The 26683-nt window shown below is 55.1% G+C and carries 21 protein-coding genes, 1 tRNA gene, 1 pseudogene and 1 CRISPR repeat array; of the genes and pseudogenes, 13 read left to right on the top strand and 10 right to left on the bottom strand.

Features of this window, described 5'->3' with window-relative positions:
* Positions 1–22 precede the first annotated feature (22 nt).
* Positions 23–520, bottom strand: a complete 498-nt coding sequence (locus IPN69_01825; protein ID MBK8809457.1) for a hypothetical protein — start codon at positions 518–520, stop codon at positions 23–25.
* Between the two features lie 112 nt (positions 521–632).
* Between IPN69_01825 and IPN69_01820 the strand changes: the two genes are divergently transcribed.
* The 3 genes from IPN69_01820 (at position 633) to IPN69_01810 (ending at position 4791) form a co-directional block, all read left to right on the top strand.
* The gene (locus IPN69_01820) at positions 633–1949 is read left to right on the top strand and encodes a thymidine phosphorylase (GenBank protein ID MBK8809456.1); all 1317 of its coding nucleotides are present in this window, start codon (positions 633–635) and stop codon (positions 1947–1949) included.
* 66 nt (positions 1950–2015) lie between these two features.
* On the top strand, positions 2016–3062 hold the full coding sequence (locus IPN69_01815; GenBank protein MBK8809455.1) for a BMP family ABC transporter substrate-binding protein: 1047 nt from the start codon (positions 2016–2018) through the stop codon (positions 3060–3062).
* Between the two features lie 235 nt (positions 3063–3297).
* On the top strand, positions 3298–4791 hold the full coding sequence (locus IPN69_01810; GenBank protein MBK8809454.1) for an ABC transporter ATP-binding protein: 1494 nt from the start codon (positions 3298–3300) through the stop codon (positions 4789–4791).
* A gap of 216 nt (positions 4792–5007) precedes the next feature.
* On the opposite strand, the gene IPN69_01805 is transcribed toward IPN69_01810, so the two are convergent.
* From IPN69_01805 to IPN69_01765, 9 genes and pseudogenes are all read right to left on the bottom strand, one after another.
* A complete protein-coding gene (locus tag IPN69_01805; protein ID MBK8809453.1) occupies positions 5008–5985 on the bottom strand; it encodes a hypothetical protein in 978 nt (325 codons plus the stop codon).
* 540 nt (positions 5986–6525) lie between these two features.
* A pseudogene (locus tag IPN69_01800) lies at positions 6526–7002 on the bottom strand (transposase).
* Positions 7003–7187: 185 nt separating this feature from the next.
* Positions 7188–7328: a hypothetical protein gene (locus IPN69_01795; protein ID MBK8809452.1), complete on the bottom strand. Its 141-nt coding sequence runs from the start codon at positions 7326–7328 to the stop codon at positions 7188–7190.
* A 2-nt stretch (positions 7329–7330) separates the two neighbouring features.
* Positions 7331–7735 carry a hypothetical protein gene (locus tag IPN69_01790; GenBank protein MBK8809451.1) on the bottom strand — a complete coding sequence of 135 codons (405 nt, stop codon included), beginning with the start codon at positions 7733–7735 and terminating at the stop codon, positions 7331–7333.
* Complete coding sequence (locus IPN69_01785; GenBank protein MBK8809450.1) at positions 7701–7841, bottom strand: hypothetical protein; 141 nt, start codon at positions 7839–7841, stop codon at positions 7701–7703. Before IPN69_01785 ends, IPN69_01790 begins: the two co-directional genes overlap by 35 nt.
* A complete protein-coding gene (locus IPN69_01780) occupies positions 7778–7927 on the bottom strand; it encodes a transposase (GenBank protein MBK8809449.1) in 150 nt (49 codons plus the stop codon). The genes IPN69_01785 and IPN69_01780 overlap by 64 nt, the downstream gene beginning before the upstream one ends.
* A gap of 535 nt (positions 7928–8462) precedes the next feature.
* A complete protein-coding gene (locus IPN69_01775) occupies positions 8463–9056 on the bottom strand; it encodes a transposase (protein MBK8809448.1) in 594 nt (197 codons plus the stop codon).
* 148 nt (positions 9057–9204) lie between these two features.
* A complete protein-coding gene (locus IPN69_01770; GenBank protein ID MBK8809447.1) occupies positions 9205–9381 on the bottom strand; it encodes a hypothetical protein in 177 nt (58 codons plus the stop codon).
* An 8-nt stretch (positions 9382–9389) separates the two neighbouring features.
* Positions 9390–9701: a transposase gene (locus IPN69_01765; GenBank protein ID MBK8809446.1), complete on the bottom strand. Its 312-nt coding sequence runs from the start codon at positions 9699–9701 to the stop codon at positions 9390–9392.
* A 680-nt stretch (positions 9702–10381) separates the two neighbouring features.
* Here IPN69_01765 and IPN69_01760 point away from each other — a divergent pair.
* The 10 genes from IPN69_01760 to IPN69_01715 all read left to right on the top strand — a co-directional run bounded on the left by IPN69_01760 (position 10382) and on the right by IPN69_01715 (position 26683).
* The gene (locus IPN69_01760) at positions 10382–12016 is read left to right on the top strand and encodes an indolepyruvate ferredoxin oxidoreductase (GenBank protein ID MBK8809445.1); all 1635 of its coding nucleotides are present in this window, start codon (positions 10382–10384) and stop codon (positions 12014–12016) included.
* An 18-nt stretch (positions 12017–12034) separates the two neighbouring features.
* The gene (locus IPN69_01755; GenBank protein MBK8809444.1) at positions 12035–12622 is read left to right on the top strand and encodes an indolepyruvate oxidoreductase subunit beta; all 588 of its coding nucleotides are present in this window, start codon (positions 12035–12037) and stop codon (positions 12620–12622) included.
* Positions 12619–14844 carry an acetate--CoA ligase family protein gene (locus IPN69_01750; GenBank protein ID MBK8809443.1) on the top strand — a complete coding sequence of 742 codons (2226 nt, stop codon included), beginning with the start codon at positions 12619–12621 and terminating at the stop codon, positions 14842–14844. Before IPN69_01755 ends, IPN69_01750 begins: the two co-directional genes overlap by 4 nt.
* A 212-nt stretch (positions 14845–15056) precedes the next feature.
* Positions 15057–15132, top strand: a tRNA-Thr gene (locus IPN69_01745).
* Positions 15133–15728: 596 nt separating this feature from the next.
* Positions 15729–16760, top strand: a complete 1032-nt coding sequence (cas6, locus tag IPN69_01740; GenBank protein ID MBK8809442.1) for a CRISPR system precrRNA processing endoribonuclease RAMP protein Cas6 — start codon at positions 15729–15731, stop codon at positions 16758–16760.
* Positions 16761–16765: 5 nt separating this feature from the next.
* The gene (locus tag IPN69_01735; protein MBK8809441.1) at positions 16766–17131 is read left to right on the top strand and encodes a hypothetical protein; all 366 of its coding nucleotides are present in this window, start codon (positions 16766–16768) and stop codon (positions 17129–17131) included.
* A gap of 215 nt (positions 17132–17346) precedes the next feature.
* Positions 17347–19473, top strand: coding sequence for a CRISPR-associated endonuclease Cas1 (cas1, locus tag IPN69_01730; GenBank protein ID MBK8809440.1), 2127 nt, complete (start codon positions 17347–17349; stop codon positions 19471–19473).
* 5 nt (positions 19474–19478) lie between these two features.
* Complete coding sequence (gene cas2 / locus IPN69_01725) at positions 19479–19751, top strand: CRISPR-associated endonuclease Cas2 (protein MBK8809439.1); 273 nt, start codon at positions 19479–19481, stop codon at positions 19749–19751.
* A gap of 258 nt (positions 19752–20009) precedes the next feature.
* Positions 20010–23255: a CRISPR direct-repeat array (repeat unit 37 nt; unit sequence CTTCCTTGGGGCGTAAGAAGTAGCAGCCCATTAAGAC).
* A gap of 364 nt (positions 23256–23619) precedes the next feature.
* Positions 23620–25254 carry a hypothetical protein gene (locus IPN69_01720; protein MBK8809438.1) on the top strand — a complete coding sequence of 545 codons (1635 nt, stop codon included), beginning with the start codon at positions 23620–23622 and terminating at the stop codon, positions 25252–25254.
* Positions 25247–26683, top strand: coding sequence for a hypothetical protein (locus IPN69_01715; GenBank protein MBK8809437.1), 1437 nt, complete (start codon positions 25247–25249; stop codon positions 26681–26683). Before IPN69_01720 ends, IPN69_01715 begins: the two co-directional genes overlap by 8 nt.

Raw genomic sequence — 26683 nt, 5'->3', positions numbered from 1 at the left:
TTCCCAGATCGTCAAACTAAGCTCAGTGGACGTGCGCTCCGTGCGCGCGGGCGGCATCGAGGACATCATCCCACGTGCGCGAGATCTCGGCGTCGAGCCGGGCGGCTTCCAAATTAAACTCGGCGCGGTCGACCTTCTTTCCTTTGCGCGCATTCAGAAACTCGGAGAACTCGTACCACGCGTTCATATGTTCCTTCCAGGCGAATCTGAAATCCCTCGGAAAATTGCGCGCATCCATCGATGACGAAGTTTCCCAATACTCCTTGACCGATTCGGCGTGCGCAACCGAAACGACGTTTGAAACCAGGATACGGTCCTCGCGATAGCTGCCGTTCGATTTGTCGCGTTCGATAAAACTCTCCAGTTCCGACGCCAATCCCGAATGACGGTGATGCGGAACATAGGCGACAGGCGCGTACGGCACAAACGGCGCCGGGAAGAAGATGCGCACCAAACCGACCGAAAAAACAAACGCGACGACGAATGCGACGATACCGAAAACTGCTCTTGGATTTTTCATTACTGCTTTTACAACCTCTCAAAAACCTGGAATTCAATTATCAACTAAACCCGTCCAAAATGGAACATCTTTTTGACGAAAATCCACGGAAAATTTGCTAAAGTTTTATTTAATGACTCCACAAGACCTGATCCGCAAAAAACGCGACGGCGCAAGATTCTCGGAAAACGAAATAGAGGCGTTCATAGCCGGCGTGAGCGACGGTTCGTGGGCCGATTATCAGATCACTGCGCTGGTAATGGCGATGTTCATTCACGGCCTTAATATGAGCGAGCAGAACGCGTTGGTCCGGGCGATGCTCCATTCCGGTGAAACGCTCGATTTCAGCGACATCGACGCGCCTATCGCCGACAAGCATTCGACCGGCGGGGTCGGTGACAAAACGTCTCTGATCATCGCACCGCTCGCGGCCGCGTGCGGCGTGGCGGTGCCGATGATCTCGGGTCGCGGCCTCGGCCATACCGGCGGCACGCTCGACAAACTCGAGTCGATCGATGGTTACAACGTCCGGCTTTCCAGCGCGCAGATCAAGCGGACATTGAAGAAGTGCGGCTTTGCGCTGGCGGGTCAGACAAAGCGGATCGTTCCCGCCGATCGAAAACTCTATGCGCTCCGCGACGCCTGCGCGATGGTCGAGTCCGTGCCGTTGATCGTCGCATCGATTATGTCGAAAAAGCTTGCCGAGGATCTCGACGCGCTCGTTCTCGACGTCAAGACCGGCAACGGCGCGTTTATGGAAAACCTCTGGGACGCGCGCGTCCTCGCGAAATATATGGTTGCCGCCGGAACCGATTTCGGGGTCAAGACCGAGGCCGTGATAACCAATATGAGCGAGCCGCTCGGACGTTTCGCGGGCAATGCGCTCGAGGTTTACGAATGTCTGAAGATAATGCGCGGCGAGGTCGACGAACTCTCTCAACCGACGCTCGACCTGTCGCTTGAATTGACGGCGCGGATGGTCGTCTTATGCGGGATTGCGAAGGATCTCGACGATGCCAACGCGATGTGCCTTGAAAAACTATGGGACGGCAGCGCGCTTGAAAGATTCCGCCTTAATATCGAGCTTCAAAAAGGCGATCCGACGATCTGCGATACGCCTGAGAAGATGCTGACGAAGGGAATCGTAAAAGCCGAGATCAAAGCGGCCGACTCCGGATTCGTCTCCGAGATCGATACCCGCGCGGTGGGCGACGCGATCTGCGCACTCGGCGGCGGGCGCGTCAAGGCCGAGGATTTGATCGACTACGCGGTCGGATTTGAATGCGCGGCCCGGCTTGGCGACAAGATCGCCGCCGGCGACCTCATCGGGACGGTCTACGCGCGCTCGAAATCTCAGGCCGCGACGATTAGCGAAAAATTGCGGACTGCGTATAAAATAGGCGGGGAAAAACCTGAAAATCTGGGATTGATCCACGAAGTTGTCCGATAGAGATCAAAGGCGGTTCGGTTTTTTCGTCCTTTCGAACCGAATTATCGCGATCATTTGTACTTGCTTATGAAATTCGTCTGTCTAATCGCTCTTTGTATCGCTGCCTCGATGCTGGCATCGTGCGGCGCCAAAACCGAAGCGCAGCGCCAGTGCAACATCAAGGTCGGCATCGTCTTCGACATCGGCGGCAAGAACGACCGTTCGTTCAACGCCGCGGCCTGGGACGGCGTCAGGCGCGCGGAAAAGGATCTGAACGTTTGTCTGTACGACGTTGAACCCGGCAATCCGACCTCGATCGAACCGGCAATGCGGGCTTTTGCGGAGCGCGACTTCGATCTCATCATCGGCGTCGGCTTCGCTCAGGGGCCGATTATGCAAACGGTCGCAACCGATTATCCGAACATCAAGTTCGCCATCGTTGACGGCGTGATCTTCGAGGCCGACGGCAAGACGCCGAAAAGCAACGTCGCATCGCTCGTTTTCCGTGAGCATGAAGGTTCGTTTCTCGTCGGAATGATCGCCGCGTCGAAATCGAAATCGGGCGTTCTCGGATTCATCGGCGGGATGGACATTCCGTTGATTCATAAGTTCGAAACCGGGTACGAAGAGGGCGCGCGGTCAGTAAATCCGAACATCAAGGTCATCGACAACTACGTCGGCGTCACCGATTCGGCCTGGAACAATCCTGGAAAGGGAAAGGAACTGGCGCTCTCGCAGATCGGTCAGGGCGCGGACGTGATCTTCACCGCCGCCGGAAATTCGGGTCTCGGGGCGTTCGACGCAGTCGAGCAATACGGCCGAAACCCGCAGGGCGAAGCGAACAAGTTCGTCATCGGCGTCGATTCGAACCAGAATATGGTCAAACCCGGATTCGTCCTGACATCGATGGTCAAACGCGTCGACAACGCGGTCTATGACGTCGTCAAAGAAGTCCTCGGCAAGCAGTTCAACGGCGGATTCCACGCCTTCGGGCTCGACAAGGACGGCGTCGCGTATGCGATGGACGACTTCAACCGGGCGCTGATCCCGAAAGATGTCATCGAGCGCGTCGAGGCCGCAAAAACGAAGATCGTCGCCGGCGAGATCAAGGTCACGGACGCGATGGCGAAATAGTGAGCAGTGAGCAGTGAGCGGTGAGCAGTGAGCGGTGAGCAGTGAGCGGTGAGCAGTAGGCGGTGAGCAGTAGGCGGTGAGCGGTGAGCAGTGAGCAGTGAGCAGTAGGCGGTGAGCAGTGGGCGGTGAGCGGTACAGAGTAACTTACCACCGACCACCGACCACTGATCACCGACCACCGACCACTGATCACCGACCACTGCTCCCGGCTCACTGCTTACTGCTATCTAAAGAGATGCTTGAACTAAAAAACATTACAAAAACCTTCGGCAGCGTCGTTGCCAACGATGATGTTTCGATCCGCGTCGAAAAGGGGACGATCCACGCGATCGTCGGCGAGAACGGCGCGGGTAAGTCGACCATTATGCGGATCGCGTACGGTTTTTACAACGCCGATTCGGGTTCCATCGAATACGGCGGCAAACCGGTCACGATCAACAATCCGCACGACGCGATCGCGCTCGGCATCGGGATGGTGCATCAGCATTTTATGCTCGTCGATACGATGACCGTCGGCGAGAACATCATTCTCGGCGCCGAAGGCGGAAATCAGGCGAGCATTGACTGGAAAAAGGCGAATGATGCGATCCGCGCGCTTTCGGACGAACTACGACTCAACATTGATCCGCATTCGATGATCGAAGACCTTTCGGTCGGCGCGCAGCAACGGGTCGAATTGCTCAAGGCGCTGTACCGCAAGGCGGAGTTTCTGATCCTCGACGAACCGACAGCCGTTCTTTCGCCGCAGGAGGTCGAGGATTTCTTCAATATATTGCGCCGGATGCGCGATCAGGGAAAGACGATCGTGATCATCACGCACAAGCTCGAAGAAGTGCTGGCGATCTCGGACGACGTGACAGTAATGCGCGACGGCAAAGTCGTCGGCAACGTGAAGACGGCGGACACCAACGCCAAGGAACTCGCGCGGATGATCGTCGGACGCGACGTCCTGTTGCGCGTCGAGAAGACCGACGCAACGCCGGATGGGGTCGTCCTCGAGGTCGAAAACGTCTCGGTCGCCGGCAAGCACGGTCAGGCGGTTGCCGGTGTTTCGTTCGAGGTGAAGGCGGGCGAGATCGTCGGGATCGCCGGAATCGAAGGGAACGGGCAGACGGAGTTGGTCGAAGCCATCGCCGGATTGACGCCGGTCCGGTCTGGATCGATCCGTTTCGGCGATCGCGAGATCTCCAAAATGACCGTGCGGCAACGGATCGAACTCGGCATCGCGCATATCCCGGAAGACAGGCACAAGCGCGGGCTTTTGCTCAATTCGGACCTTGCCGAAAATTCCATTCTCGGCGTTCATTACCGCGCGCCGGTCGCGAGCGGCGGATTTTTGAATCAGGCGACGATCGATGCGCGCGTCCGTTCGATCATCGAGAATTTCGATGTACGTCCGCCGGATCCGACACTGTCCGCGAAATCGCTTTCGGGCGGCAATCAGCAAAAACTGATCATCGGAAGGGAATTCGACATCAATCCGAAACTCCTCCTTGTGTCGCAGCCGACGCGCGGCGTCGATATCGGCGCGATCGAATTCATCCACCGCAAGCTGATCGGCCTTCGTGACGCAGGTTCCGCTGTTTTGCTCGTTTCAGCGGAACTTGAAGAGGTGACGGCGCTCGCCGACCGCCTGCTAGTCATTCGCGAAGGCAAGATCGTCGGCGAGGTCGACCCGCGGACGACCTCCGTAGAAGAGATCGGCCTGATGATGACCGGAGGAAACTGATGGCGGATTTGGGATTGCGGATTTGGGATTGCGGATTTGGGACTGCGGACTTGCGGGCCGTGATCTGCGGCGAGTCAGTACCGCCTGCGTGAGCGGGCGGGCAACCGTTGCACTTGTGATTCCTGGATCGGGAGCAGGCCGTGCACAAAGGAAAGGGCCGCCGGTAATCCCCGCGGCCCAATCCAAAATCGAAAATCGAAAATCGAAAATCGAACGCTACTGCATTTCCACCCAGTCGCCGGTATGGATCTCCTGCGCCGCGCGGACGACCATCGCCGTCGCGGTCTTGCCCTGGACACTCAGGATCACCATTTCGCCGACGATCTTGCGTAGGTCGGACGGCCGGTCCAACTTGGCGTTCTCGGTCGTTACGACCCTGCCTTGCGCCAGATTGCCTTTTTTGCGCGGGGCCTGATTGGAGAATTTGCCGCCGCGAAACTCGTCGGATTGGAATCCCTCGTCGCGCGAGCTCATATTTTCTTTTTGCGAATAAGGCGTCACGCCGCCCTTTCCGAGCGGGCGGAAAATGGTCAGATAATCACCGCTCTTGACCCCATCCTCGGCGCCGAGATCGATATAGACGATCTGTTCGCGACCGATGAGTTCCCGCATATCGCGGGCGAGAAAGATTCGTCCCATTGCCTTACCGGAAGGGTCGCCGAAAACGTCGAGCGCCGGACGCTGCATTGACATCGGCGAGGTCCGCGGTTGGATCGGTTGCAGCAGATCGCCGAACAAAAGGTTGTCGCACGACGTTTTGACGCGCACGACCGAAACTTCTGCCTTGACCTTCACGACCTCGAGCGCGCCGACCTCCTGAACGTAATAACCGAGGTCGCCCTTCTTCGTCCAGCGCGTTTCAACCTGGCCGCGCGGACGGACGACGGCAAACATATCGCCAACCTTCGCACCCTTGTTGGCGCCGACATTGACATACAGGTTGTCGCCCTGCGCGAAAGTATATTGCTCCTGTTCGTTATCCGCGCCGACGATCTTCGCCGACGTGTCAACGGGTTCGGTCTGAACATATCCCGCGCAGTAGAGATTGTTCGGGCCCGCTAGCGGCATTTCGCGTTTTTCGTCGCCGACCACCAGAGTCGCCTTGCGATCCTGTGCGACAACCGCCGCCGAAAACACCAAAACGCCCAAAAGTAATACTCCGAAACTTTTTTTGAACAACTGTTGAAACTTCACGATCGTCTCCTTTTTGATTACCGAAATGATGCTCTTTGTTGAAGATGCAGAAAGAGGTTAAACGAATTGATCCCGCCCCGACGGGCAAATCCTATCGTACCGCAATCGTTTAACAAGCGTCAACAAGTTTTTCACTTGGTTTTTCGTTCAGCGCGGTCCTTTCACGGGAACAACCTTGAGATCTCCGGCGCCGGTGCCTTTCCGCTTGTTCTCCGCGTCGATTCCCAACGGATTTCGGATCACGGATTTGCGATTTCCTGATCTGCGGCGAGTCAGTACCGCCTGCGTGAGCGGGCGGGCAGCCGCGGCCACACGATACCTAAATCCCAATTCCAGAATTCCAAGGGTTCCAGACTGGGAATCCCGAATCGCGTTGCAATCGCGTCGAGTCGGTACCATCTGCGGTAGCGGATGGTTGGTTGCAGCACTCCCGGACCGAAGTATTGATATCAACCGATCTTCAACCATCCGCTACCGAGGTTGTGTCAAAACTCCGATTTGTCTTCGGTTGTATGAATTGGAGGCTGTCTGGAAAGTCACTCAGAAAGTCTCCGGGATTGCCGTTTTTCTGTTGTCTGTTTTGGGAGAGTCCGCTTCGGCCGTCATCAGTTGGCCGGTCGCCGAGCGCATTTCCGCCTTTTCAGACGGTTGCCAGCCTTTGCAGGTTGTGTGCGATCGCATCAATCCGATCTCAATCTGTACTTTTGCCAACCCCCTCAGTAAGAACCTTCTGAATTTCTTGTTTTCCTTTATGTTTCCGATCACCGCCTCGACCTCGTACCGTTGTTTCCTCCGTTCGACGCCTTTCTCGCTTTCGAGCATCTCGCGCGCCTGCGCCGGTGCCTCAGAACTTCTTCGTTGCGCTCGATCGACCGTCCCCCTCGCCCTTCGAACATTTGGCCCGCATCGGACATCCGCCGCGGCCTCGGTCCGGTAGATTTTGACGTTTTGCTTCCGGCCGTTCTGCGTCGTCTTCCGCGATCCTCCAGAACTCCATCCGTGCCCCGCCGGACACCGGTAAGTATCGGTCTCTGCGTCGTATTGGAAGTTGTCTGCCGCGAACTTCCCCTTGGGCTTCCCGGAATCGACCCGGAAACTTCACAAATGCCTTGATCGCCCGTTTCTCCAGATAGGCGTAGTTCTCTTCACTGCCGTAACCCGCATCCGCCGTCCGCTTTCGGGTTCCGTTCCGTACGTTTCGATCATTTGCCGACATGCTCCGGCAGCGCGGTCGTGTCCCCGCCGAGTGTCAGCGTGTACCCGGTCAGAAAATGCCCCTCGGTCGCCAGCTGGACATTGTACGCCGGTCTCAACTGCCCGTTCCCCAGATGGTCTTCCTTCATCCTCATGAACGTCGCGTCTGATCGGTCTTCGAACTGCTTCGTCGCCCGTCCAGCATCCGCTCCTGCGCCTCGACCTTCGCCGCCCGGCCCGGCAACTCCGCCTCAATTTCCGCACCCGCTGCCTTGTCTTCGCATCGGGCTCGGCTTTCAGCAACTCCTCGTCGATCGCTCTCACCGCGCGTCACCGCTTCCGGGTCCACCGCCTCAAAATCCGGCTCGTTCGGCGCCTGCTCTTCCTCCGCGCTCGCCCGCTCGACGTACTTCCACACGTCACGCAACTGTTCCCTTATCCGCTGCTTGTTCCGCTCCACCGTCTTTGCCCAGACGAACGTGTACCGGTTCGCGTTCGCCTCGATCTTCGTCCCGTCAGTATCACTTCCCGCAACGATACCGCCCCTCTTCGACAAGCAGCAGCACGACCTGCGAAAAGATCTTCTCAAGATGATCTTTCAGCCGCTTCGACCGAAAGTCCGCCAGCGTGTTGTGGTCCGGCCTCGCGTTGCCGGCGGCCACATGAAATGCACGTTTTCCTGCAACGCCTGCTCGATCTTCCGGGACGAATAGATATTCCGAAGATACGCGTAAACCAGCACCTTCAAAAGCAGCCGCGGATGGTAGCTCGACGCTCCGCCGCCTTTGTACCCAAGCTCAAGCCGCCGATGTCGATCCGCTCGATCACTTCGTTCACAACGCGCACCGGATGGTTCGCGGGCACCAGTCATCCAGGCTCGGCGGCAACAACATCGGTTGGTTCTGATCGTAATGCTTGAAGACCACCTTCTTCCTTTTCTCGTGTATCATACTTAGTATTATAACCCACGTATGCAACTCGACGAAATTCAAACAACACTCCCGAGACCGAAAATCGCCGAACCCGAGGGGACTTTTCAGACAGCCTCATCGAGATTCAAACTCGATCCCGGCTTTAGCCGCAGTATTGGGCTAAAGCCAAGAAAGTCTTGAGGTTACGCTGCGAGGCTGTCTGGAAAGTCACTCAGAAAGTCTCCGGGATTGCCGTTTTTCTGTTGTCTGTTTTGGGAGAGTCCGCTTCGGCCGTCATCAGTTGGCCGGTCGCCGAGCGCATTTCCGCCTTTTCAGACGGTTGCCAGCCTTTGCAGGTTTGTGCGATCGCGATCAATCCGATCTCAATCTGTACTTTTGCCAACCCCTCAGTAAGAACCTTCTGAATTTCTTGTTTTCCTTTATGTTTCCGATCACCGCCTCGACCTCGTACCGTTGTTTCCTCCGTTCGACGCCTTTCTCGCTTTCGAGCATCTCGCGCGCCTTGCGCCGGTGCCTCAGAACTTCTTCGTTGCGCTCGATCGACCGTCCCCCTCGCCCTTCGAACATTCGGCCCGCATCGGACATCCGCCGCAGGCCTCGGTCCGGTAGATTTTGACGTTTTGCTTCCGGCCGTTCTGCGTCGTCTTCCGCGATCCTCCAGAACTCCATCACGTGCCCCGCCGGACACCGGTAAGTATCGGTCTCTGCGTCGTATTGAAGTTGTCTGCCGCGAACTTCCCCTTGGGCTTCATGCCGAACAAATGCCTTGATCGCCCTCTCCAGATAGGCGTAGTTCTCTTCACTGCCGTAACCCGCATCCGCCGTACGCTTTCGGGTTCCGTTCCGTACGTTTCGATCATCTTGCCGACATGCTCCGGCGCGGTCGTGTCCCCCGCCATGTGTCAGGTACCCGGCGAAAATGCCCCTCGGTCGCCAGCTGGACATTGTACGCCGGTCTCACTGCCCGTTCCCCAGATGGTCTTCCTTCATCCTCATGAACGTCGCGTCTGATCGGTCTTCGAACTGCTTCGTCGCCCGTCCAGCATCCGCTCCTGCGCCTCGACCTTCGCCGCCCGGCCCGGCAACTCCCGCCTCAATTTCCGCACCCCTGCCTTGTCTTCGCATCGGGCTCGGCTTTCAGCAACTCCTCGTCGATCGCTCTCACCGCGCGCGTCACCGCTTCCGGGTCCACCGCCTCAAAATCCGGCTCGTTCGGCGCCTGCTCTTCCTCCGCGCTCGCCCGCTCGACGTACTTCCACACGTCACGCAACTGTTCCCTTATCCGCTGCTTGTTCCGCTCCACCGTCTTTGCCCAGACGAACGTGTACCGGTTCGCGTTCGCCTCGATCTTCGTCCCGTCAGTATCACTTCCCGCAACGATACCGCCCCTCTTCGACAAGCAGCAGCGCCCCGCGAAAAGATCTTCTCAAGATGATCTTTCAGCCGCTTCGACCGAAAGTCCGCCAGCGTGTTGTGGTCCGGCCTCGCGTTGCCGGCGAGCCACATGAAATGCACGTTTTCCTGCAACGCCTGCTCGATCTTCCGGGACGAATAGATATTCCGAAGATACGCGTAAACCAGCACCTTCAAAAGCAGCGCGGATGGTAGCTCGACGCTCCGCCGCCTTTGTACCCAAGCTCAAGCACGCCGATGTCGTCCGCTCGATCCTTGTTCACAACGCGCACCGTGGTTCGCGGGCACCAGATCATCCAGGCTCGGCGGCAACAACATCGGTTGGTTCTGATCGTAATGCTTGAAGACCACCTTCTTCCTTTTCTCGTGTATCATACTTAGTATTATAACCCCGTATGCAACTCGACGAAATTCAAACAACACTCCCGAGACCGAAAATCGCCGAACCCGAGGGGACTTTTCAGACAGCCTCCAATTAAGCTAGTGGCAATTAAGCTAGTCGCAATTAACAAGAAGAAAGCCGTTGATTTTGATCTATGAACTCAAACTTCTGAAGGTTTTGCACAACCGCTACCGCAGATGGCACCGACTCGTCCCGGCCCCGAATACAAAGAACCCGTGGGTTTCTCAAAGTTCCCGAATCTGAAATCCGGACTCGATCCGGGCCGGACCAATTCGGTGTGCGAAGCGCGATATCCACTGCGGAAGTTTACCCAACGTCCCTCAAAATTCCACAGAACCGGCTCTTTTGGACGTGAAATCACCACTAAAATCATAAGGAACGCAACGGCACATCTCTTGCTCATCAAAAGTCGTAGTTCTTTGCATTCATAAAGTTAGATATCTTTGGAGAATATATGACACAGAAGGTTTTACTCGGGGATGAAGCAGTTGCGCTGGGGGCGATCGATGCGGGAATTCACGCCGCCTACGCCTATCCGGGCACCCCATCGACCGAGATTCTTGAGTATTTATTGGCTCATAAACAAAAACATAACAAACCATTTGCTGCCTGGTGCGCCAACGAAAAAACATCTTACGAAGAAGCGCTCGGTGTCTCATTTGCAGGTCGCCGAGCGATGGTTTCGATGAAGCACGTCGGCTTGAACGTCGCCGCGGATCCATTTATCAACTCCGCATTGGTGACGATCAACGGCGGCCTCGTCGTCGTTTCGGCGGATGATCCGGGAATGCACAGTTCTCAGAACGAACAGGACAGCCGGTATTACGCAGATTTCGCGCACATCGTTTGTCTCGAACCGGCAAATCAGCAAGAGGCCTACGAAATGACCCGCGAGGCTTTTGATGTTTCCGAGAGATTCCACATTCCCGTGATGGTTCGGATCGTCACCCGGTTGGCTCACAGTCGGAGTGTCGTCAATGTCAGCGAGCCGCGGGCCGAAAGCCCGCTTTCGAGGGCTGACTCTCCGGCATCCTGGATCCTGCTTCCCGTCAATGCGCGCCGGCAATGGCACAAACTCCTTGAGACGCAAAAGGACCTCCTCGATTATTCCGAAAGATCGGCGTACAACTCGCTCAGACTTTCGAAGGACAACAACGAACTCGGCGTGATCACCACCGGAATCGCAAAGAATTATTATCTTGAAAATCTTTCCGAACTCGATTCCGAGCCGTCCCATTTGCATATCGGAGTCTATCCGCTTCCGGTCGAGAAGATCAGAAAGCTCGTTTCGCACGTTAAAAGGGTTCTGATTCTGGAAGAAGGTTATCCCTATCTCGAAAGATATCTGCGCGGAATCATTGAGCCCGCGGTCCGGATTCAAGGAAAATTGTCGGGCGAGGTTCCAAGGGAGGGAGAGCTGACGCCTGACAACATCCGGAACGCTCTGGACCTGCCTCCTCACCGCGGACTTGAACTTTCCGGGTTCGCGTTGCCGAATCGTCCGCCAAGGCTCTGCACGGGCTGCCCGCACGCCGACAGCTTTCACGCGATCAAAGGTGCTGTCGATGCCAATGAGAGCGTCTTTATGGCATCCGATATCGGCTGCTATTCGCTCGGGGCTCTGCCGCCGTATTCGGCGATCGAAACGTGCGTTTGTATGGGCGCTTCGATCGGAATGGCGAAAGGCGCTTCCGACGCCGGTCTTCGTCCGGCGATCGCGACCATCGGAGACAGCACGTTTTTGCATTCGGGCGTTACGGCCCTTATGGATTGCATCGCCGCGGATACGGATATGACGGTCATTATTCTGGACAACGAAACAGTCGGAATGACCGGCGGGCAGCCGACGATTCTTCCGGATTCGAGGCTTGAAAGCGTGGTCCTGGGTTTGGGCGCCAAGCCTGAGCACGTTTATGTTCTGAGTGCCCATCCGAAACAGAATGAACGCAACGCGGAAATCATCCATCAAGAAATAAATTACAACGGACTATCCGTGATCATCACAGTCCGCGAATGCCTTGAAACGCTGAGAAGGAAAAAACGCGATAAACAAGCTGAACCGGCCGGTTCCGAACTTGTTGCCGTTTGAGCAAAGGGAGAATTGTTTATGAAATACGACATCATAATGGCGGGCGTCGGCGGACAAGGCGCGCTTTCCGTTTCGAGTATCATCGCGTCGAGCGCGATGAGCGAGGGCTTTTATGTCAAACAGTCCGAGCTTCACGGAATGTCACAGCGCGGCGGGGCGGTCGTCGCCCATTTGCGCATATCCGATAAGCCGATTTCCAGCGATATGATCCCGGTGGGTGCCGCGTCGATGATCTTGAGTATGGAGCCTCTGGAAAGCCTCCGTTATCTGGCTTATTTGTCGGCAGACGGGATGTTGGTTACCTCGACCGATCCGATGAAGAACATCGCGAATTATCCCGATCTTGGCGAAGTTCTGCGACAGATCGAACTGACGCCGCATCACGTGATGCTTGACAGCGATCAGGTAGCCAAAAAGACGGGCTCGGCGCATTCGGGGAATATGGTTATGGTGGGTGCGGCCTCGCATTTTCTGCCCGTTCGGGCCGAGACCATTGAAAAGTTCATCTCTCAGATGTTCGCCCGAAAGGGTGAGAAGGTCGTCACCGCAAATCTCAAGGCGTATCACGCGGGCAGGCTCGCTGCCGAAGGATCGCCGGGCCTATGATTTCCGGAATTCTTCAAAGCGCAAGGGCACGGGGCGTCGGTGTCTTGTCCGAGATCGAGGGCTTCGAGATACTCCGGGCTCTTGGATTCGAAACCCCTTCGCAGATCTTCGTAACGGGTCTTGCCGAGGCCCGGAAGGCAAGCTTCACAGCGATCGAAAGCGGCAAAGCGGTGGTCAAGGTGGTCTCGCCGGATATCCTTCATAAGAGCGATGTCGGCGGCGTTGCCGTGATTGCCAACGATCCGGAGATCATCGCCCGCACCATCGGACAGATGGAAACAAAGTTCGGCGGAGCGAATCTAACGGGTTTCACGGTCAGTGAGTTTATCGATTACAGCCCCGCGCTTGGAAACGAACTTTTGTTGGGAATGCGTTGGACGGACGATTTCGGCGCGGTCGTAACCCTCGGCGCCGGCGGGATCTACACCGACTTTTTGACGGCTAACTTCAAGACAGGGAAGGACATCGCCGTTTTTTCGAGTTCCTTGCCGGATGATGAAACGATCAAGACCGAGCTTCTGAAAACTGCTGTCGCGACGCTTCTGACAGGAACGCTTCGGGGACAAAAGCCTCGTCTGCAGCCGGCCGAATTGCGGGAATCGATCAGGAAGCTCCTGTCGGTCGCCGACGAGTTCTGTCGGGCGGGCGTGACCGATTTCGAGATCAATCCGCTCGTCGTCCGCGATCAAAAGCTGATCGCGCTGGACATTCTGATCAAACTCGGCGAAGTGCGATCCGGCGAGGACAACGCCCGTCCGGTCCATAAGATAAGAAATCTGCTCGAGCCGGAATCCATCGCGGTCATTGGTGTTTCGGAAAAGCTCAATCCCGGCCACATCATCGTCAACAACCTGCTTCGCGAAGAGTTCGACCGGCGGCGGATCTTTATCGTCAAACCTGAGGTGGACTCGATCGAGGGTTGCCGCTGTTTTCCCGACGTTGCCTCTCTGCCGCAGACGGTCGATCTGTTTGTCATCAGCGTTGCCGCGGCACAGGTTGCCGAAACCGTTTCGGAAATCATCGAACTCGAAAAGGCCGAGAGTATGATAATCATTCCGGGCGGGTTGGAAGAAAAAAGCGGAAGCGCCGAAATCGTCGGACGGATGCGAAAGGCACTCGCCGATTCGCGCCGGACAGCGTGGCGCGGGCCTTTGATTAACGGCGGCAACTGTCTGGGAGTTCGCTCGCAGCCGGGACATTACGACACGATGTTCATTCCGGCCTACAAACTTGCTCTGCCCAAAGGCGAGGTCTCGCCCGTCTGTCTGATATCGCAAAGCGGCGCATTCGTGATCTCAAAAGGGAACAAACTTGCCGGAATCAACCCGAAATACAGTATTTCGCTCGGCAATCAAATGGACGTCACGATCGGCGATTACCTGACTTATCTGAAGGATGATCCGGAAATCGATCTCTTTGCGGTCTATGTCGAAGGCTTTGCGCCGCTCGACGGCGTGAAGTTTCTGCGGGCGGCGAAAGAGATCACTGCCAGCGGAAGAACCGTCGTGCTTTATCGGGCCGGCAGAACGCCTGACGGCGCCAAGGCGACATCGAGCCATACGGCGTCGATCGCGGGAGATTACGCCGTCACGCGAAGCCTCGCTCAGAGCGCGGGCGTGATCGTTGCGGAAACGCTGAACGATTTTGAAGACCTGACCCGACTCTTCACGTTCCTGCACGGAAGCGAAGTTTCCGGCAAAAGGCTCGCGGCGGTTTCGAATGCAGGTTTTGAATGCGTTGCATTTGCCGACAACGTCGGAGCGTTTGAGCTGAATCGATTCAGCAACCAAACCGCCGGACGCCTGCGTGAGATTTTCAAACGTTCCCAGATCGACACGATCATTGACGCCCATAACCCGCTCGATCTGACGCCGATGGCCAACGACGCGGCGTGTGAAGACGTGATAAATGCCCTCATCGAAGACGACGATTTCGATGTCGTGATTATCGGCGGCGTTCCGCTCACACCCGCTTTGAACACGCTCAAAGCGGACGCCGGACACAATGAAGACATAACGCGGGAAGGCTCGATCGTGCAGCGTTTGATCGGATTGAAGGACACAACGAGAAAGGCGTTCGTGACGGTCGTCGATGCCGGAACGTTGTACGATCCGATGGCTCAGATGCTGGAAGAACACCGGATCCCGGTCTTCCGCACCGCCGACCGCGCAATGCGTCTGTTCAATGTCTACTGCGATCAAATGCTAAAGGCCGACCACTGACCACCGGCCACCGACCACCGGCCACTGACCACCGACCACTGACCACCGACCACCGCTCCCTGCTCACCGCTCACCGCTCACCGCCCACTGCTCACCGACCACCGACCACTGCTCACTGACCACCGACCACTGACCACCGACCACTGACCACCGCCGCTTGCACAACCGTTACCAATTTTGTACGATTTCACCTTGCCTCTCACAGACATCAAGCCGGTGTAGCTCAGTTGGTAGAGCAGTTGATTTGTAATCATCAGGTCGTAAGTTCGAGTCTTATCACCGGCTCCATTCTTTCAAAGACTTATGGGCGGGGCAGGTCGTGCAAACAGGCAAACCTTGTTTACGGTTAACAGACTGTCGTCCGCCATCGGATTCCTGCGAGCCAGGCGCGCCTCTCTCTAGAGTCATTTCAAAGAGCTCCAAACCAAGAGCACCTCACTCCGAAATACGTGGCCAAACTTGGTTCATAGCTGTCCGAATTAAACTGCAACCTCTCCGAGCTAAGTTCGCGTCGCTCCAAACTAAGTGCGATCCCGTGTGTGTCTGATCGAGATAGTCCGCGCACGATTCGGTGATCACAATCCGAACTAGTCGATTAGAATCCAAAATTCAAGACCTTCAACCCAAGAATTCTCCCAAGAATTCTCTTGCTTCCCCGAGAAAAACCATGCTATAAATCCGTTGTCAGCCATAACCGAACAGCAAATTTCGACGGTCCCGCCCCGCAAAGCGGGCCCGCTCAAAACAAACCCGAAATCGCACCGTCCAACCCGGGAAACTGGCTGGCATTCCCCTTACGACCGATGGCGGTCGCGTTGATAGGAAAACGATGGCTCCCAGAAGCAGACACGCATTAGGCAATTTGATTGAAAAGTAGAAGAAATATGTTTCACTTTTCAAAATTCCAATTCGAGATCGAACTCCTCGATGATAACGCGCCGTTAGGGTTTTGGGCGCCGCGGCTGAGGGGCGGTTACGGTGATGTCCTCAAGCGCGAGGTCTGCGTTAATCCTGAACTTACGGACTGCACCGATTGCGAACTTTTCGCTGGGCGCGTCTGCGACTTTCCGTTTATGTTCAAACCGCGTCGGGAACTCTACCCGGAACTGCCCGTCGGCAAGCCGCTCGGCAGCAATGAAAACCTGCCGGTTCCGTACGTCATCTCGGGGCCGTTGGACATCGATGTTCCGCTCAAACGCGGCAGCCGCGTTACGTTCGAATTCGTTGCGCTTGGCCGAACGACTGAACGCGCGATGAGGATTCTCGACACTTTCGGCAAATTTGGCTTGAAGGGTCTGGATGTGAAATCGCGGAATCAAAATCTCGAAAAAGCGCGATTTCAGCTCGTCGATGTCCGCGATATGATCGGCGCCGGACGATCGTTGCGGGCCGGCGATTCGTTCGGCAAACCGTTTGTCGTCGACGCCGGCGTTTACGGCAACGGTCTGGCGACGGTTGGCGAACCGAACGCGATCGTTTTGGAATTCACTTCGCCCGTAACCCTTTATTACGATCGCTCGCCGGTTTTGGCCGGAGCCCGTCCGATCGCGCGCGGGAAGGTGGCGCGACGCCCGGCCGACTTTTACGATATTATGGATGCGGTCGCGGATCGCGTCGGAAGGGTCTGGCAAGCATACGGCGACGACTGGCCCGGGCAGGCGGAGTTTTTTCGTTGGAAAAACCGCTTGCTTGCGGCGGCCAAAAGAATTGAGATCATCGGTGGAGAATTGCGGCTCAAGTCGTATCATCGATACTCAAAAGACGATCGGCGCGAAATCCGGATGGACGGATTCACCGGAACTATCGCCTGTCGCGGCGATTTTTCGGAATTGATCGAAGTTTTGCTGATCGGCGAGTTGCTTCATATAGGCGAATCGACCGCGTTTGGTTTCGGGGCATACAAAATGGCGTTTTGAAAGGAATGACGAAGGAAGAGAAGATAAACGAAGAGATCGCGCGCGGATGCGACACGAATTTGATTTCCGATGGGTATCATACGTTCGGCGAGCTATACGATCATCGGATCACGGTGTTCATCGCGCTTTGCCGTAAAATCGTCAGATACGAGCCCCAACGTGGGGTCTGGCGTTCGCGGTTTCATTCCGACGGGAGCGGCGCACCCGATTGGTTCGTGCTCGGGATCGGAACCGCGGCTGGCGAACAGATTACGTACCACCTGCCTGCTTCGCGTTGGGACGAAACTGGCTTCGCGCGGGAACTTGAACGTTCGCCCGAATTCGACGGCCATTCAGGCGCGGATACGTTACGCAGAATTGCCGGTCTTTGACGCTATCGCGCAAGCTGAATGTGTGCACCTTGGGGTGGAAACCGTGTCCGTCGGGAGTTAGAAGTGGCAGCCCATTAAGATGTGCAAGGTTTTGACGTCCGCGACGAATTGAACCTGACTTCCGTAGTTGTTCAAGATCTTCGCGCAAAGTGACGTACGGCTGATGCAATATGGCCGTATTCGGCAAACTGCAATGAGATTGCCCGTGGATTCCAATGGAGCAACTTCACGCAAAACTCTTCTCCCCCAATGCGCTCCGCCGCGCTTGGAGGCGCGTCGAGGAATCGGACGGGTGCGCCGGAATCGACGGCGTTTCGATTCCGCGTTTCGCCGCTCGGATCGACGTTGAGATAGCCCGTTTAAGCAACGATCTGATCGGCGGGGCATATCTTCCGCTACCGCTTTTGCGTTTCGCGATACCGAAGAAATCCGGTGGCGAGCGGGTCCTGAATGTCGCCGCCGTTCGCGACCGCATCGCGCAACACGCCGTGATCGCCCACGTCGAACCGCTGTTCGAAGCGGAATTCGAAAACTGCTCATACGGCTACCGGCGCGGGCGATCGGTAAAACAGGCGCTTGCGCAGATCAAGTTCCTGCGCGACTCGGGCTATACGTGGGTCGTCGAGGCGGACATCGAATCTTATTTTGATTCGGTTGATCACGCGCTGCTGCTGAAAACGGTCACCGAACTGATCGCCGATGAAAAGATCCTGAACCTAATCTCGTCATGGATCGCCGCGCGGATCTACGACGGGAAGAAACTGTTCACGGTTGATCGCGGTCTGCCGCAGGGGCAGCCCGTCTCGCCGTATCTGGCAAACCTGTTTCTCGACTCGTTCGACGAAGAGATCAGCGCCGGCGGCCGAAAGCTTGTCCGTTTCGCGGACGATTTTCTTATTCTCTGCAAAAGCAAGCCGAAGGCGCAGTCGGCGCTCAAACTGACGCGACAAATACTCGCCGGGCTCAAACTTTCCGTGAACGAAGGCAAAACGCGCGTCACGAATTTCGCCGAGGGGTTCCGCTATTTGGGCGCGACATTTACGCATAGTTTCTGCCTTGTTCCGACGCCGGGGTCTGCTGAGAAGAACGATGTCGATATGCCGTTCCGGCTTTTTTCTTCGGAGGCTTACAAAACAATGCCGGGCGGATTCAACCCCGCGATAAGCCGCGAAATCAAAGAAGCGCTCGGATTGATGGAGGAAGAAATGACGATCGAATCAGTGAAAGACGCATCAGCCCATGCGACCGAGCCCAACGAGTTTGCGCCGCCGGCGCTCTATACGCTCTGCACGCTTTACGTTCATGAGCATGGCGCGGTAATCAGTTGCGAGAACTCGCGAATCCGGATTGAGAAGGACGATGCCGAGTTGCTGTCGTTGCCGATCGCGAAACTTGACCAGATAATTCTCTACGGCAACTCGCAGGTGACGACGGCGGCAATCAAAAGTTGTCTCAAAGAACGGATCCCAATTTCGTTTTTCGCCGGTCAGGGACGGTTTCTCGGCAGTATCGAGGCACGGTCGCCGGAAAACGTCGAGCTTCGGAAATTGCAGTTCGAACGATCGGCGGACGAGAGTTTCGTCACCGACACCGCCCGCCGAATCGTCGCCGGCAAGATCGCGAGCGGCCGCGCGTTGCTTATGCGCCGCCAGCGTGAAAACAAAAGCCCATCGCTCGACGAGGCGCTTCAGTCAATGGCAACGGCTGCCGATTCGCTTGCCGAAGCGGCTGACAATGAACAGATTTTCGGATGCGAAGGGGCGGCGGGGGCGGCCTATTTTCGCGGCTTCAGTTGCTGTATCGATCCGCCGTTCGAATTCAAGACCCGCTCACGGCGGCCACCGCTTGATCCGGTCAACTCGTTGCTGTCGTTCGGATACTCGATGCTTTTTCAGAATATCTACGCTTTGGTTCGCGGACGTGGACTGTCGACCGATATCGGAAACCTGCACGCCGTCAGTTACGGTCATCCGGCGCTTTGCTCGGATCTCATCGAAGAATTCCGCGCGCCGGTCGTCGATGCGCTGGTTACGAGGGTGATAAACTCGAAAATGTTTTCAACCGACGATTTTGCGTTCGAGGACTGGAATCACGACGAAGACGAAGAGGCGGACGGCGCCGCGGCGGCGGCCGATCAGGCTCCGATGCAATTTTGCAGGCTCAGCGATGACGCCCGAAGGAAATTCGTAAGGCAGTTTGAGAGCCGTATGAACACGGTGACGGCGCACAAAGGGGCGGGAATCAAGACGACTTGGCGCGGTTGTATCGATCTCCAGATCGGGCATTACATAAAAGTGCTGCGCGGCGAAATTCCCGCTTATCGGCCGATGGAGTTCAGGTAGGGCGGATGTTTCTTGTAATCGCATACGACATATCGGATGACAAGCGGCGCCTGCGAATATCGCGGGAACTTGACCGCTGGGGCAATCGTACGCAGTTTTCGGTTTTTGAGTGCGACCTTGACGAGCGGGACGAGGCGGCGATGACCGAAAACCTGCGGGCGCTGCTCGTGGAAAATGACGCATTGCGGATTTACAAGCTTTGCGAGGCGTGTCTCGATCGGTGTCTGGTTATCGGCGGAAAACCACCGGCGGAGGATCAGGCTTTTTACGAAGTTTAGGACTGAATGTGTGCACCTCGGCAACAAAAAGCTCAAAACAGCCCCGTTTGACGGTAAACCGCTGAATCGATTCAGTTTATCGCCGAATGTGCGGGAAAATTCGCGGCTGGGGTGCATGATCTATTTGAAAACAAAGGGTTTATGGTTGAATTTGATGACGAAAACATGTTATAAATCGGTTCGGGAAACGGCGAAACGAGAGGTGCATACATTCAGCCCGTGTAAGTTGCTGAAAACACGGAGGATCCGGAAGGGGCTCTTCCTTGGGGCGTAAGAAGTAGCAGCCCATTAAGACTAGTCGAACGCTGAATCTTCAATTCGTGGTTCATATGCTTCCTTGGGGCGTAAGAAGTAGCAGCCCATTAAGACTTGACGGCTTGACCTTGTTCACGTCTGAACCCGACGTCTTCCTTGGGGCGTAAGAAGTAGCAGCCCATTAAGACCCTTGTCGCAACACCCAATCTTCGAATTGTTGCTTCCTTGGGGCGTAAGAAGTAGCAGCCCATTAAGACTTCCTCATTTCCCAGAGGTGTGCTTCTTTGTTGCGGCTTCCTTGGGGCGTAAGAAGTAGCAGCCCATTAAGACCGGGAGTGACTCCTGGCGGAAAGGAATTGCAGTAGCTTCCTTGGGGCGTAAGAAGTAGCAGCCCATTAAGACATAGGTCGTGGCCGTCTTGGCGCCGTCGTTGTTCGCTTCCTTGGGGCGTAAGAAGTAGCAGCCCATTAAGACACAAAACCGGTTTGGATGTCGTCGTAATTGACGCTACTTCCTTGGGGCGTAAGAAGTAGCAGCCCATTAAGACAAAAAGTCAGTATTGCATCTATTGCGGACATATCATTCCTTCCTTGGGGCGTAAGAAGTAGCAGCCCATTAAGACAAGCCGTGGTGAACCTTGTGCTTTGCAAAGCTTTTTCTTCCTTGGGGCGTAAGAAGTAGCAGCCCATTAAGACTTCAGAAGCCGTTGATCCTCACGCATCGCTTGCATGAAACTTCCTTGGGGCGTAAGAAGTAGCAGCCCATTAAGACCGTGTAAAAGTCGTGATTGATTTCATTTTCCTTTTTCTTCCTTGGGGCGTAAGAAGTAGCAGCCCATTAAGACAGAACAAGTTCCCACACAGTCGCCTTGGTTGCTTTGGTCCTTCCTTGGGGCGTAAGAAGTAGCAGCCCATTAAGACCCGGTAGGCCGGCGTCCTGACCCCTTTGGCATCGCTTCCTTGGGGCGTAAGAAGTAGCAGCCCATTAAGACATGTTTACTATATCTGGCTTCTTTATTGTTATCATCTTCCTTGGGGCGTAAGAAGTAGCAGCCCATTAAGACTCGCGGTGTTGATCTTGTGGTGATAGGTCGTGGCCGTCCTTCCTTGGGGCGTAAGAAGTAGCAGCCCATTAAGACTCTCTTCCACAGCATGAACGCAGTCGGGAGTTTTGGTACTACTTCCTTGGGGCGTAAGAAGTAGCAGCCCATTAAGACTATCCGGACTCAGTTTGTGAAAGTTATATTGCACAACTTCCTTGGGGCGTAAGAAGTAGCAGCCCATTAAGACTCCCGGTCAGGAACGTCGGCACGGCGAATCCGGCGATCTTCCTTGGGGCGTAAGAAGTAGCAGCCCATTAAGACGATAAAGTATCACTTCCTCGGAAAGAAGTTGCATGACTTCCTTGGGGCGTAAGAAGTAGCAGCCCATTAAGACTAGATCGCGGAATTGCTTAGGAGCCCGGTGCCCCAGACTTCCTTGGGGCGTAAGAAGTAGCAGCCCATTAAGACTCGCCTTCGCTGCGATTGGTCCCGACATTGATGATTGCTTCCTTGGGGCGTAAGAAGTAGCAGCCCATTAAGACTTGTCAGTGATGTCATAGGTCAGTTCGAGGTGCGACCCCTCTTCCTTGGGGCGTAAGAAGTAGCAGCCCATTAAGACCAAAGAACCAGTCATACTTGTTCTTCTTCTTTTCTTCCTTGGGGCGTAAGAAGTAGCAGCCCATTAAGACATTACATCGGCTAGGACGTTTACTATTGTCTTTCCGCTTCCTTGGGGCGTAAGAAGTAGCAGCCCATTAAGACTCTCCGGCTTCGTACTGAAAATATAGGTTTCCATCTCTTCCTTGGGGCGTAAGAAGTAGCAGCCCATTAAGACCGTTTTTGCTTGAATTTAACCGTCGCGGTCATATTTCTTCCTTGGGGCGTAAGAAGTAGCAGCCCATTAAGACTCTCACAGTAGCCTCAGCCGAAATAGGTCGCATCCTTGGGGCGTAAGAAGTAGCAGCCCATTAAGACTGAACGATTATTTCAACCACGTTGCCAATAATACGACTTCCTTGGGGCGTAAGAAGTAGCAGCCCATTAAGACAAAAGCCTGACCTCTCGATCACCTCTTTCTGCTGTTCTTCCTTGGGGCGTAAGAAGTAGCAGCCCATTAAGACTCGGTGCCGCGTTGGTCGCCGCGAACGTGGTCTGCTTCCTTGGGGCGTAAGAAGTAGCAGCCCATTAAGACACGCCTTCTCGGCAAACAACCAGTATTTACTGTCCGCTTCCTTGGGGCGTAAGAAGTAGCAGCCCATTAAGACTCGGGATTGTCAGCATTGTATTGCGCTTGTGCGGCAAGGCTTCCTTGGGGCGTAAGAAGTAGCAGCCCATTAAGACGCATGCTGCATACATACCAGCAGCACCTCCGCCGGCTTCCTTGGGGCGTAAGAAGTAGCAGCCCATTAAGACGAATCAATTGAATTAATTTGTACATGAGCATCCTTCCTTGGGGCGTAAGAAGTAGCAGCCCATTAAGACGAATCAATTGAATTAATTTGTACATGAGCATCCTTCCTTGGGGCGTAAGAAGTAGCAGCCCATTAAGACTTTTGTTGGGAAGTAACATACTGATTCGTTTGCTTCCTTGGGGCGTAAGAAGTAGCAGCCCATTAAGACCAGGAAAATTACGAATATGTGTTGCTTTACCCATAATACTTCCTTGGGGCGTAAGAAGTAGCAGCCCATTAAGACCCTATCGGCCGTAGTATCTGGACCTGGGATCATATCTTCCTTGGGGCGTAAGAAGTAGCAGCCCATTAAGACCTGGTAGTTCTCGAGACGTGCCAGACGGTTGACCCAACTTCCTTGGGGCGTAAGAAGTAGCAGCCCATTAAGACTAGACTACGCGCGAGTCGTAGTAATCATTGAACTTCCTTGGGGCGTAAGAAGTAGCAGCCCATTAAGACAAATTCGTAAAAGGCGCTTCCTGGCTCGCGGCCGCGTAACTTCCTTGGGGCGTAAGAAGTAGCAGCCCATTAAGACACCTTCACGTTGAATTTACCCGCAACGTAAAACGAGTCTTCCTTGGGGCGTAAGAAGTAGCAGCCCATTAAGACCCTCGAGTTTAACGGCTTCAAAAATTTCTTCGTACGCTTCCTTGGGGCGTAAGAAGTAGCAGCCCATTAAGACCCAACGAGAACCTTTGAAGCTGTGACCTCGACGGTCGCTTCCTTGGGGCGTAAGAAGTGGCAGCCCATTAAGACCAGTTTGCGGTCGGTCCATTAAGACTCCGGTGCGATGCCGCGCGGCGATCGCAATGATCACAGCGGTGCGCGGGGAGGATGAAACTCCGAACGAAGAAACCGTCGATGCGCGATAAAAAACATTTCATTTTTTCAGCGATCGGAGTTATAATCCGGACATTCAAACTATGTTTGATCGCCCCGAGGCGAATACTGCCGGAAGGACGCGTTTCTGAAAAAGCGGATACTCTCTCGAACCACATCACGGGCTCGCGCCGACACGACGTTTCATTCAGATCTGAAAAAGCAATTGTTTGAACGGCGGACCGTAACCGCCGATCAAGGTTCGGAGCACGGTTTCCCGATTCCCGTACGCGGCCCGACAATGAAAAATCCTGTCCTCAAATACGGCCTTCCCAACCGCACCGGCGGCGCTTCGTACTCAAGGTTTGTCCTGCCGTTTGCCTATGATCTTACGGTCTCAACCGACAAAGAAAGCGAATTCGTCTTCAATGAACTGAAAGACAAAGACGAAGACCTTGATGCCCGCAAGAAATATCTGACCAGTGAAACCGACGCCGTGATTTTCACGCGCGCCAAATGGTTTAGGCTGGAAGACGAGTCCGGAAGTCCTTTTTCGCCGTCGTTTGTGCTCAATCACCGCCGCAAAAAACTGAAACTTCGCGTCGAGAATGTAAGGCTCGTCCTGTTTGAGTCGCGCGCCAAATACGGCGCGCCGTGGGATTTGTTGCAGAACGGATTCCTCATTCTCGATCTCTACTTTGACGCACCTGAAAAGGGTAGGAGTTTACGCAATCCTCCGACATTGGACGATCTGCTATACGTCAACGAGATGTTCAGGTTTTTCGATCCTCCGTATCCTGAGCACCGAGATCAAATGGTCGGATTCTTCCCGATGGAGTCCGTTGACGCACTGACGCGGGTAGCGTCGCGAAAAAGTGACAAATCATCCAATGATACTGGCGAAAGTTCGCAAAAACGGTACGATTGGTGGTGGAAACTGTTGGAATTTCCGGTCGAGCGAAATCGCTGTTTGCTCGTTTGCAAGGATGACGCCAAACAGCGGAGCGTCTATCCCGACAACCGCGCGTTCGTTTGGACGGCAGCCTTACTTGCGGGCGGAGCTAAGGCGCTCTGGCCGGAAATCGGCGACTTAAAGGAATCGGATCATTGGAATGCCGATCGGTACCTCGAGTGGATAAACTTGCTGAACGTTGACCGCCCTGAAACCGGTAATCCAACCGATTTTGAACGCGACTGGGCGAAGGAGCGAACCTACCACCGTTGGGAGCAATTCGGCACATATTACGGCTTTACAACCCACAGCGGCGCGATGCTCGGCGACCCGCCGAGTTATTCACCGACTCATCTTCATTTTCGCGAAATGTATTTCGACCAGATGCTCCTGTTGCTGTATGTCAGAACAACGCTCTTCCGCTTCAGCGAAAAACTGAGCAGCATCACTTCCGCCGAACGAATGCAGCCTGACGGCCAAGAAGAATGGCTCAAGGAATTCAGGGATTTGTACCGACAGTTTACTGAGTTCACCAACATGTATCGCTTTCCGCTGCTATCGAACCAGCAACAGGCGCTCGAAATGTATGCACTCGCGCGGAAAAGTACAGACATCGATGAGCTGTTTCGTGAGGTGCAGGAACAGATTCGGGCCAGTTACGAATTTGTCAATCAGGAAGAAGCGGCGAGATTGGGCGATTCCGCGGAGCGGCTTTCGGTCGTCGCTGCCATCGGAGTGGTCGTCACGATCATTGTCGGGTTTCTTGCGGTCCCGGACGTGTTCGATTCGATATATCGCTTTTTGGCCAATTTGCTGCAATTGCCTGCCAATACTGCGACTCCGAGGCCGTTGTTGAACTGGCGCCTCGGCGTCGCGTTTGTGATTATCGTCAGCTTGGGGAGTTTGTTCGGATACTCGGCCTTAAGGCTGCTGAGGCGATACGCCGCTCATTTGAAGAGATTCTTGAGGAAAAGAAATGAATAAATACTATTTGCGTGTTGAAGGCGTAAACATATCGGGTTTTGTTGACGATACGAAGGACTTGAACACGATCCGCGGCGGCGGCTTGATCTTGCTCGATGCGATTCGCGCGATTGACGACGAAATGGGAACAACCTTAAGACGCATCGCGGTTGGCGCGTCGTCGGGTTTGTTTGAGTTCGAGTCGGATGATCCTGAGGCGGTCGCCGAAAAGACGCGAAGCTACCTCTTAACCAGTGAAAGGGTGCACGCAACCTTTGTCGTCGATTATGTTCCGGCAAACGGCGAGTTTGAAAAGGAAAAAGAATTGGCGCTCGCGAAAAACCGCTTTCAGCAGCTTCGCGCGCCGTCGTTTGCCATTCCGTCAAGCAAGTATGAGACCGCGAAACCGTGCAAAGAGAACCGCTTGCGGCCGGCGACCGAACGCGGCCGGTGTGCGTCCGTCTTGGCCCGCCACGAATATGGCAAAGAGCTTAAAAAGGAGCAGTTTTACAAACGGCTAACGGGTCTCGACAAAAAGTTTACGAACGACTTTGAACAGATCGCGACCGACGCGACACGCGGGAACCTGAACCACAAAATGGCCATCATTTATCTCGACGGCAACAAATTCGGCAGGATCCAGGCGGAAAAATGCGGATCCCCGGAACTGCTCCGTGGCTTTGATGAAAAAGTGCAACAGCTGCGAAAGGACATGCTCCGCGGATTGCTCGAATATATCGACGATCCGGAGCGGCGCAATGGCTGGCTGAATGATAAGAATCCTCGGAATGAGGAGAATCTTCGCATCGAGACGCTGTTGTGGGGTGGCGACGAGATCATGTGGGTCGTTCCGGCATGGCAGGGTTGGGATACGCTCCGTTTCTTTTTCGAGTTTTCGAAAGACTGGGAGTTCGTGGGCGCGGATCTGACGCACAGCGCGGGAATCGTCTTTTGCCATCACAACGCGCCGATCCGGCGCATAAAGGAACTCGCGCACGACCTGGCGGAATCGGCGAAGGACCGTAAGGATCCAAACGGCAACTATTTCGCGTACGAGGTGCTCGAGTCTTTCGATCATGTCGGCGGCAAGATCGACGATTACCGCTTGCGCCGGACTCCGGCCGCGATAGTAGAGGATTTGCGGCTCGAATCGTTGTTGCTCAGTGGCGCGAACATGGCTGGGATTGCCGAAGAATTCAGCGCCTTTGCCGATTCGCTACCGCGTCGCCGTTTGTATCGGATCGCCGAGATGCTGATTGCCGGAACGGACGTTAAGGCTGAGATCGATGAACTCCTTAAGGAATTAAACGATGCCGATCGGAAGTCCCTGGCCGAAATCGCGCCGCTGCTCAACAGTCCGGTCGATCCGGCGAAGGATCTTAAGGACGAACTCGCCGCGAATCCGGCGGTTTGGATTCATTTGAACACGCTCTGGGACTATCTCGGCTGA

It is taken from the genome of Acidobacteriota bacterium (genome assembly GCA_016715115.1).
Classification (GTDB): Bacteria; Acidobacteriota; Blastocatellia; order Pyrinomonadales; family Pyrinomonadaceae; genus JAFDVJ01.
Note: the sequence above shows the minus strand (reverse complement) of the source record. Positions and strands in the feature narration are given on the sequence as shown.

Excerpts from the sequence above, each read along its gene's own strand:
- IPN69_01825 (MBK8809457.1), bottom strand. The coding sequence starts at position 520 with ATGAAAAATCCAAGAGCAGTTTTCGGTATCGTCGCATTCGTCGTCGCG.
- IPN69_01820 (MBK8809456.1), top strand. The coding sequence starts at position 633 with ATGACTCCACAAGACCTGATCCGCAAAAAACGCGACGGCGCAAGATTC.
- IPN69_01815 (MBK8809455.1), top strand. The coding sequence starts at position 2,016 with ATGAAATTCGTCTGTCTAATCGCTCTTTGTATCGCTGCCTCGATGCTG.
- IPN69_01810 (MBK8809454.1), top strand. The coding sequence starts at position 3,298 with ATGCTTGAACTAAAAAACATTACAAAAACCTTCGGCAGCGTCGTTGCC.
- IPN69_01795 (MBK8809452.1), bottom strand. The coding sequence starts at position 7,328 with ATGAAGGAAGACCATCTGGGGAACGGGCAGTTGAGACCGGCGTACAAT.
- IPN69_01775 (MBK8809448.1), bottom strand. The coding sequence starts at position 9,056 with ATGTCCAGCTGGCGACCGAGGGGCATTTTCGCCGGGTACCTGACACAT.
- IPN69_01760 (MBK8809445.1), top strand. The coding sequence starts at position 10,382 with ATGACACAGAAGGTTTTACTCGGGGATGAAGCAGTTGCGCTGGGGGCG.
- IPN69_01755 (MBK8809444.1), top strand. The coding sequence starts at position 12,035 with ATGAAATACGACATCATAATGGCGGGCGTCGGCGGACAAGGCGCGCTT.
- IPN69_01750 (MBK8809443.1), top strand. The coding sequence starts at position 12,619 with ATGATTTCCGGAATTCTTCAAAGCGCAAGGGCACGGGGCGTCGGTGTC.
- cas6 (MBK8809442.1), top strand. The coding sequence starts at position 15,729 with ATGTTTCACTTTTCAAAATTCCAATTCGAGATCGAACTCCTCGATGAT.
- IPN69_01735 (MBK8809441.1), top strand. The coding sequence starts at position 16,766 with ATGACGAAGGAAGAGAAGATAAACGAAGAGATCGCGCGCGGATGCGAC.
- cas1 (MBK8809440.1), top strand. The coding sequence starts at position 17,347 with ATGGAGCAACTTCACGCAAAACTCTTCTCCCCCAATGCGCTCCGCCGC.
- cas2 (MBK8809439.1), top strand. The coding sequence starts at position 19,479 with ATGTTTCTTGTAATCGCATACGACATATCGGATGACAAGCGGCGCCTG.
- IPN69_01720 (MBK8809438.1), top strand. The coding sequence starts at position 23,620 with ATGAAAAATCCTGTCCTCAAATACGGCCTTCCCAACCGCACCGGCGGC.
- IPN69_01715 (MBK8809437.1), top strand. The coding sequence starts at position 25,247 with ATGAATAAATACTATTTGCGTGTTGAAGGCGTAAACATATCGGGTTTT.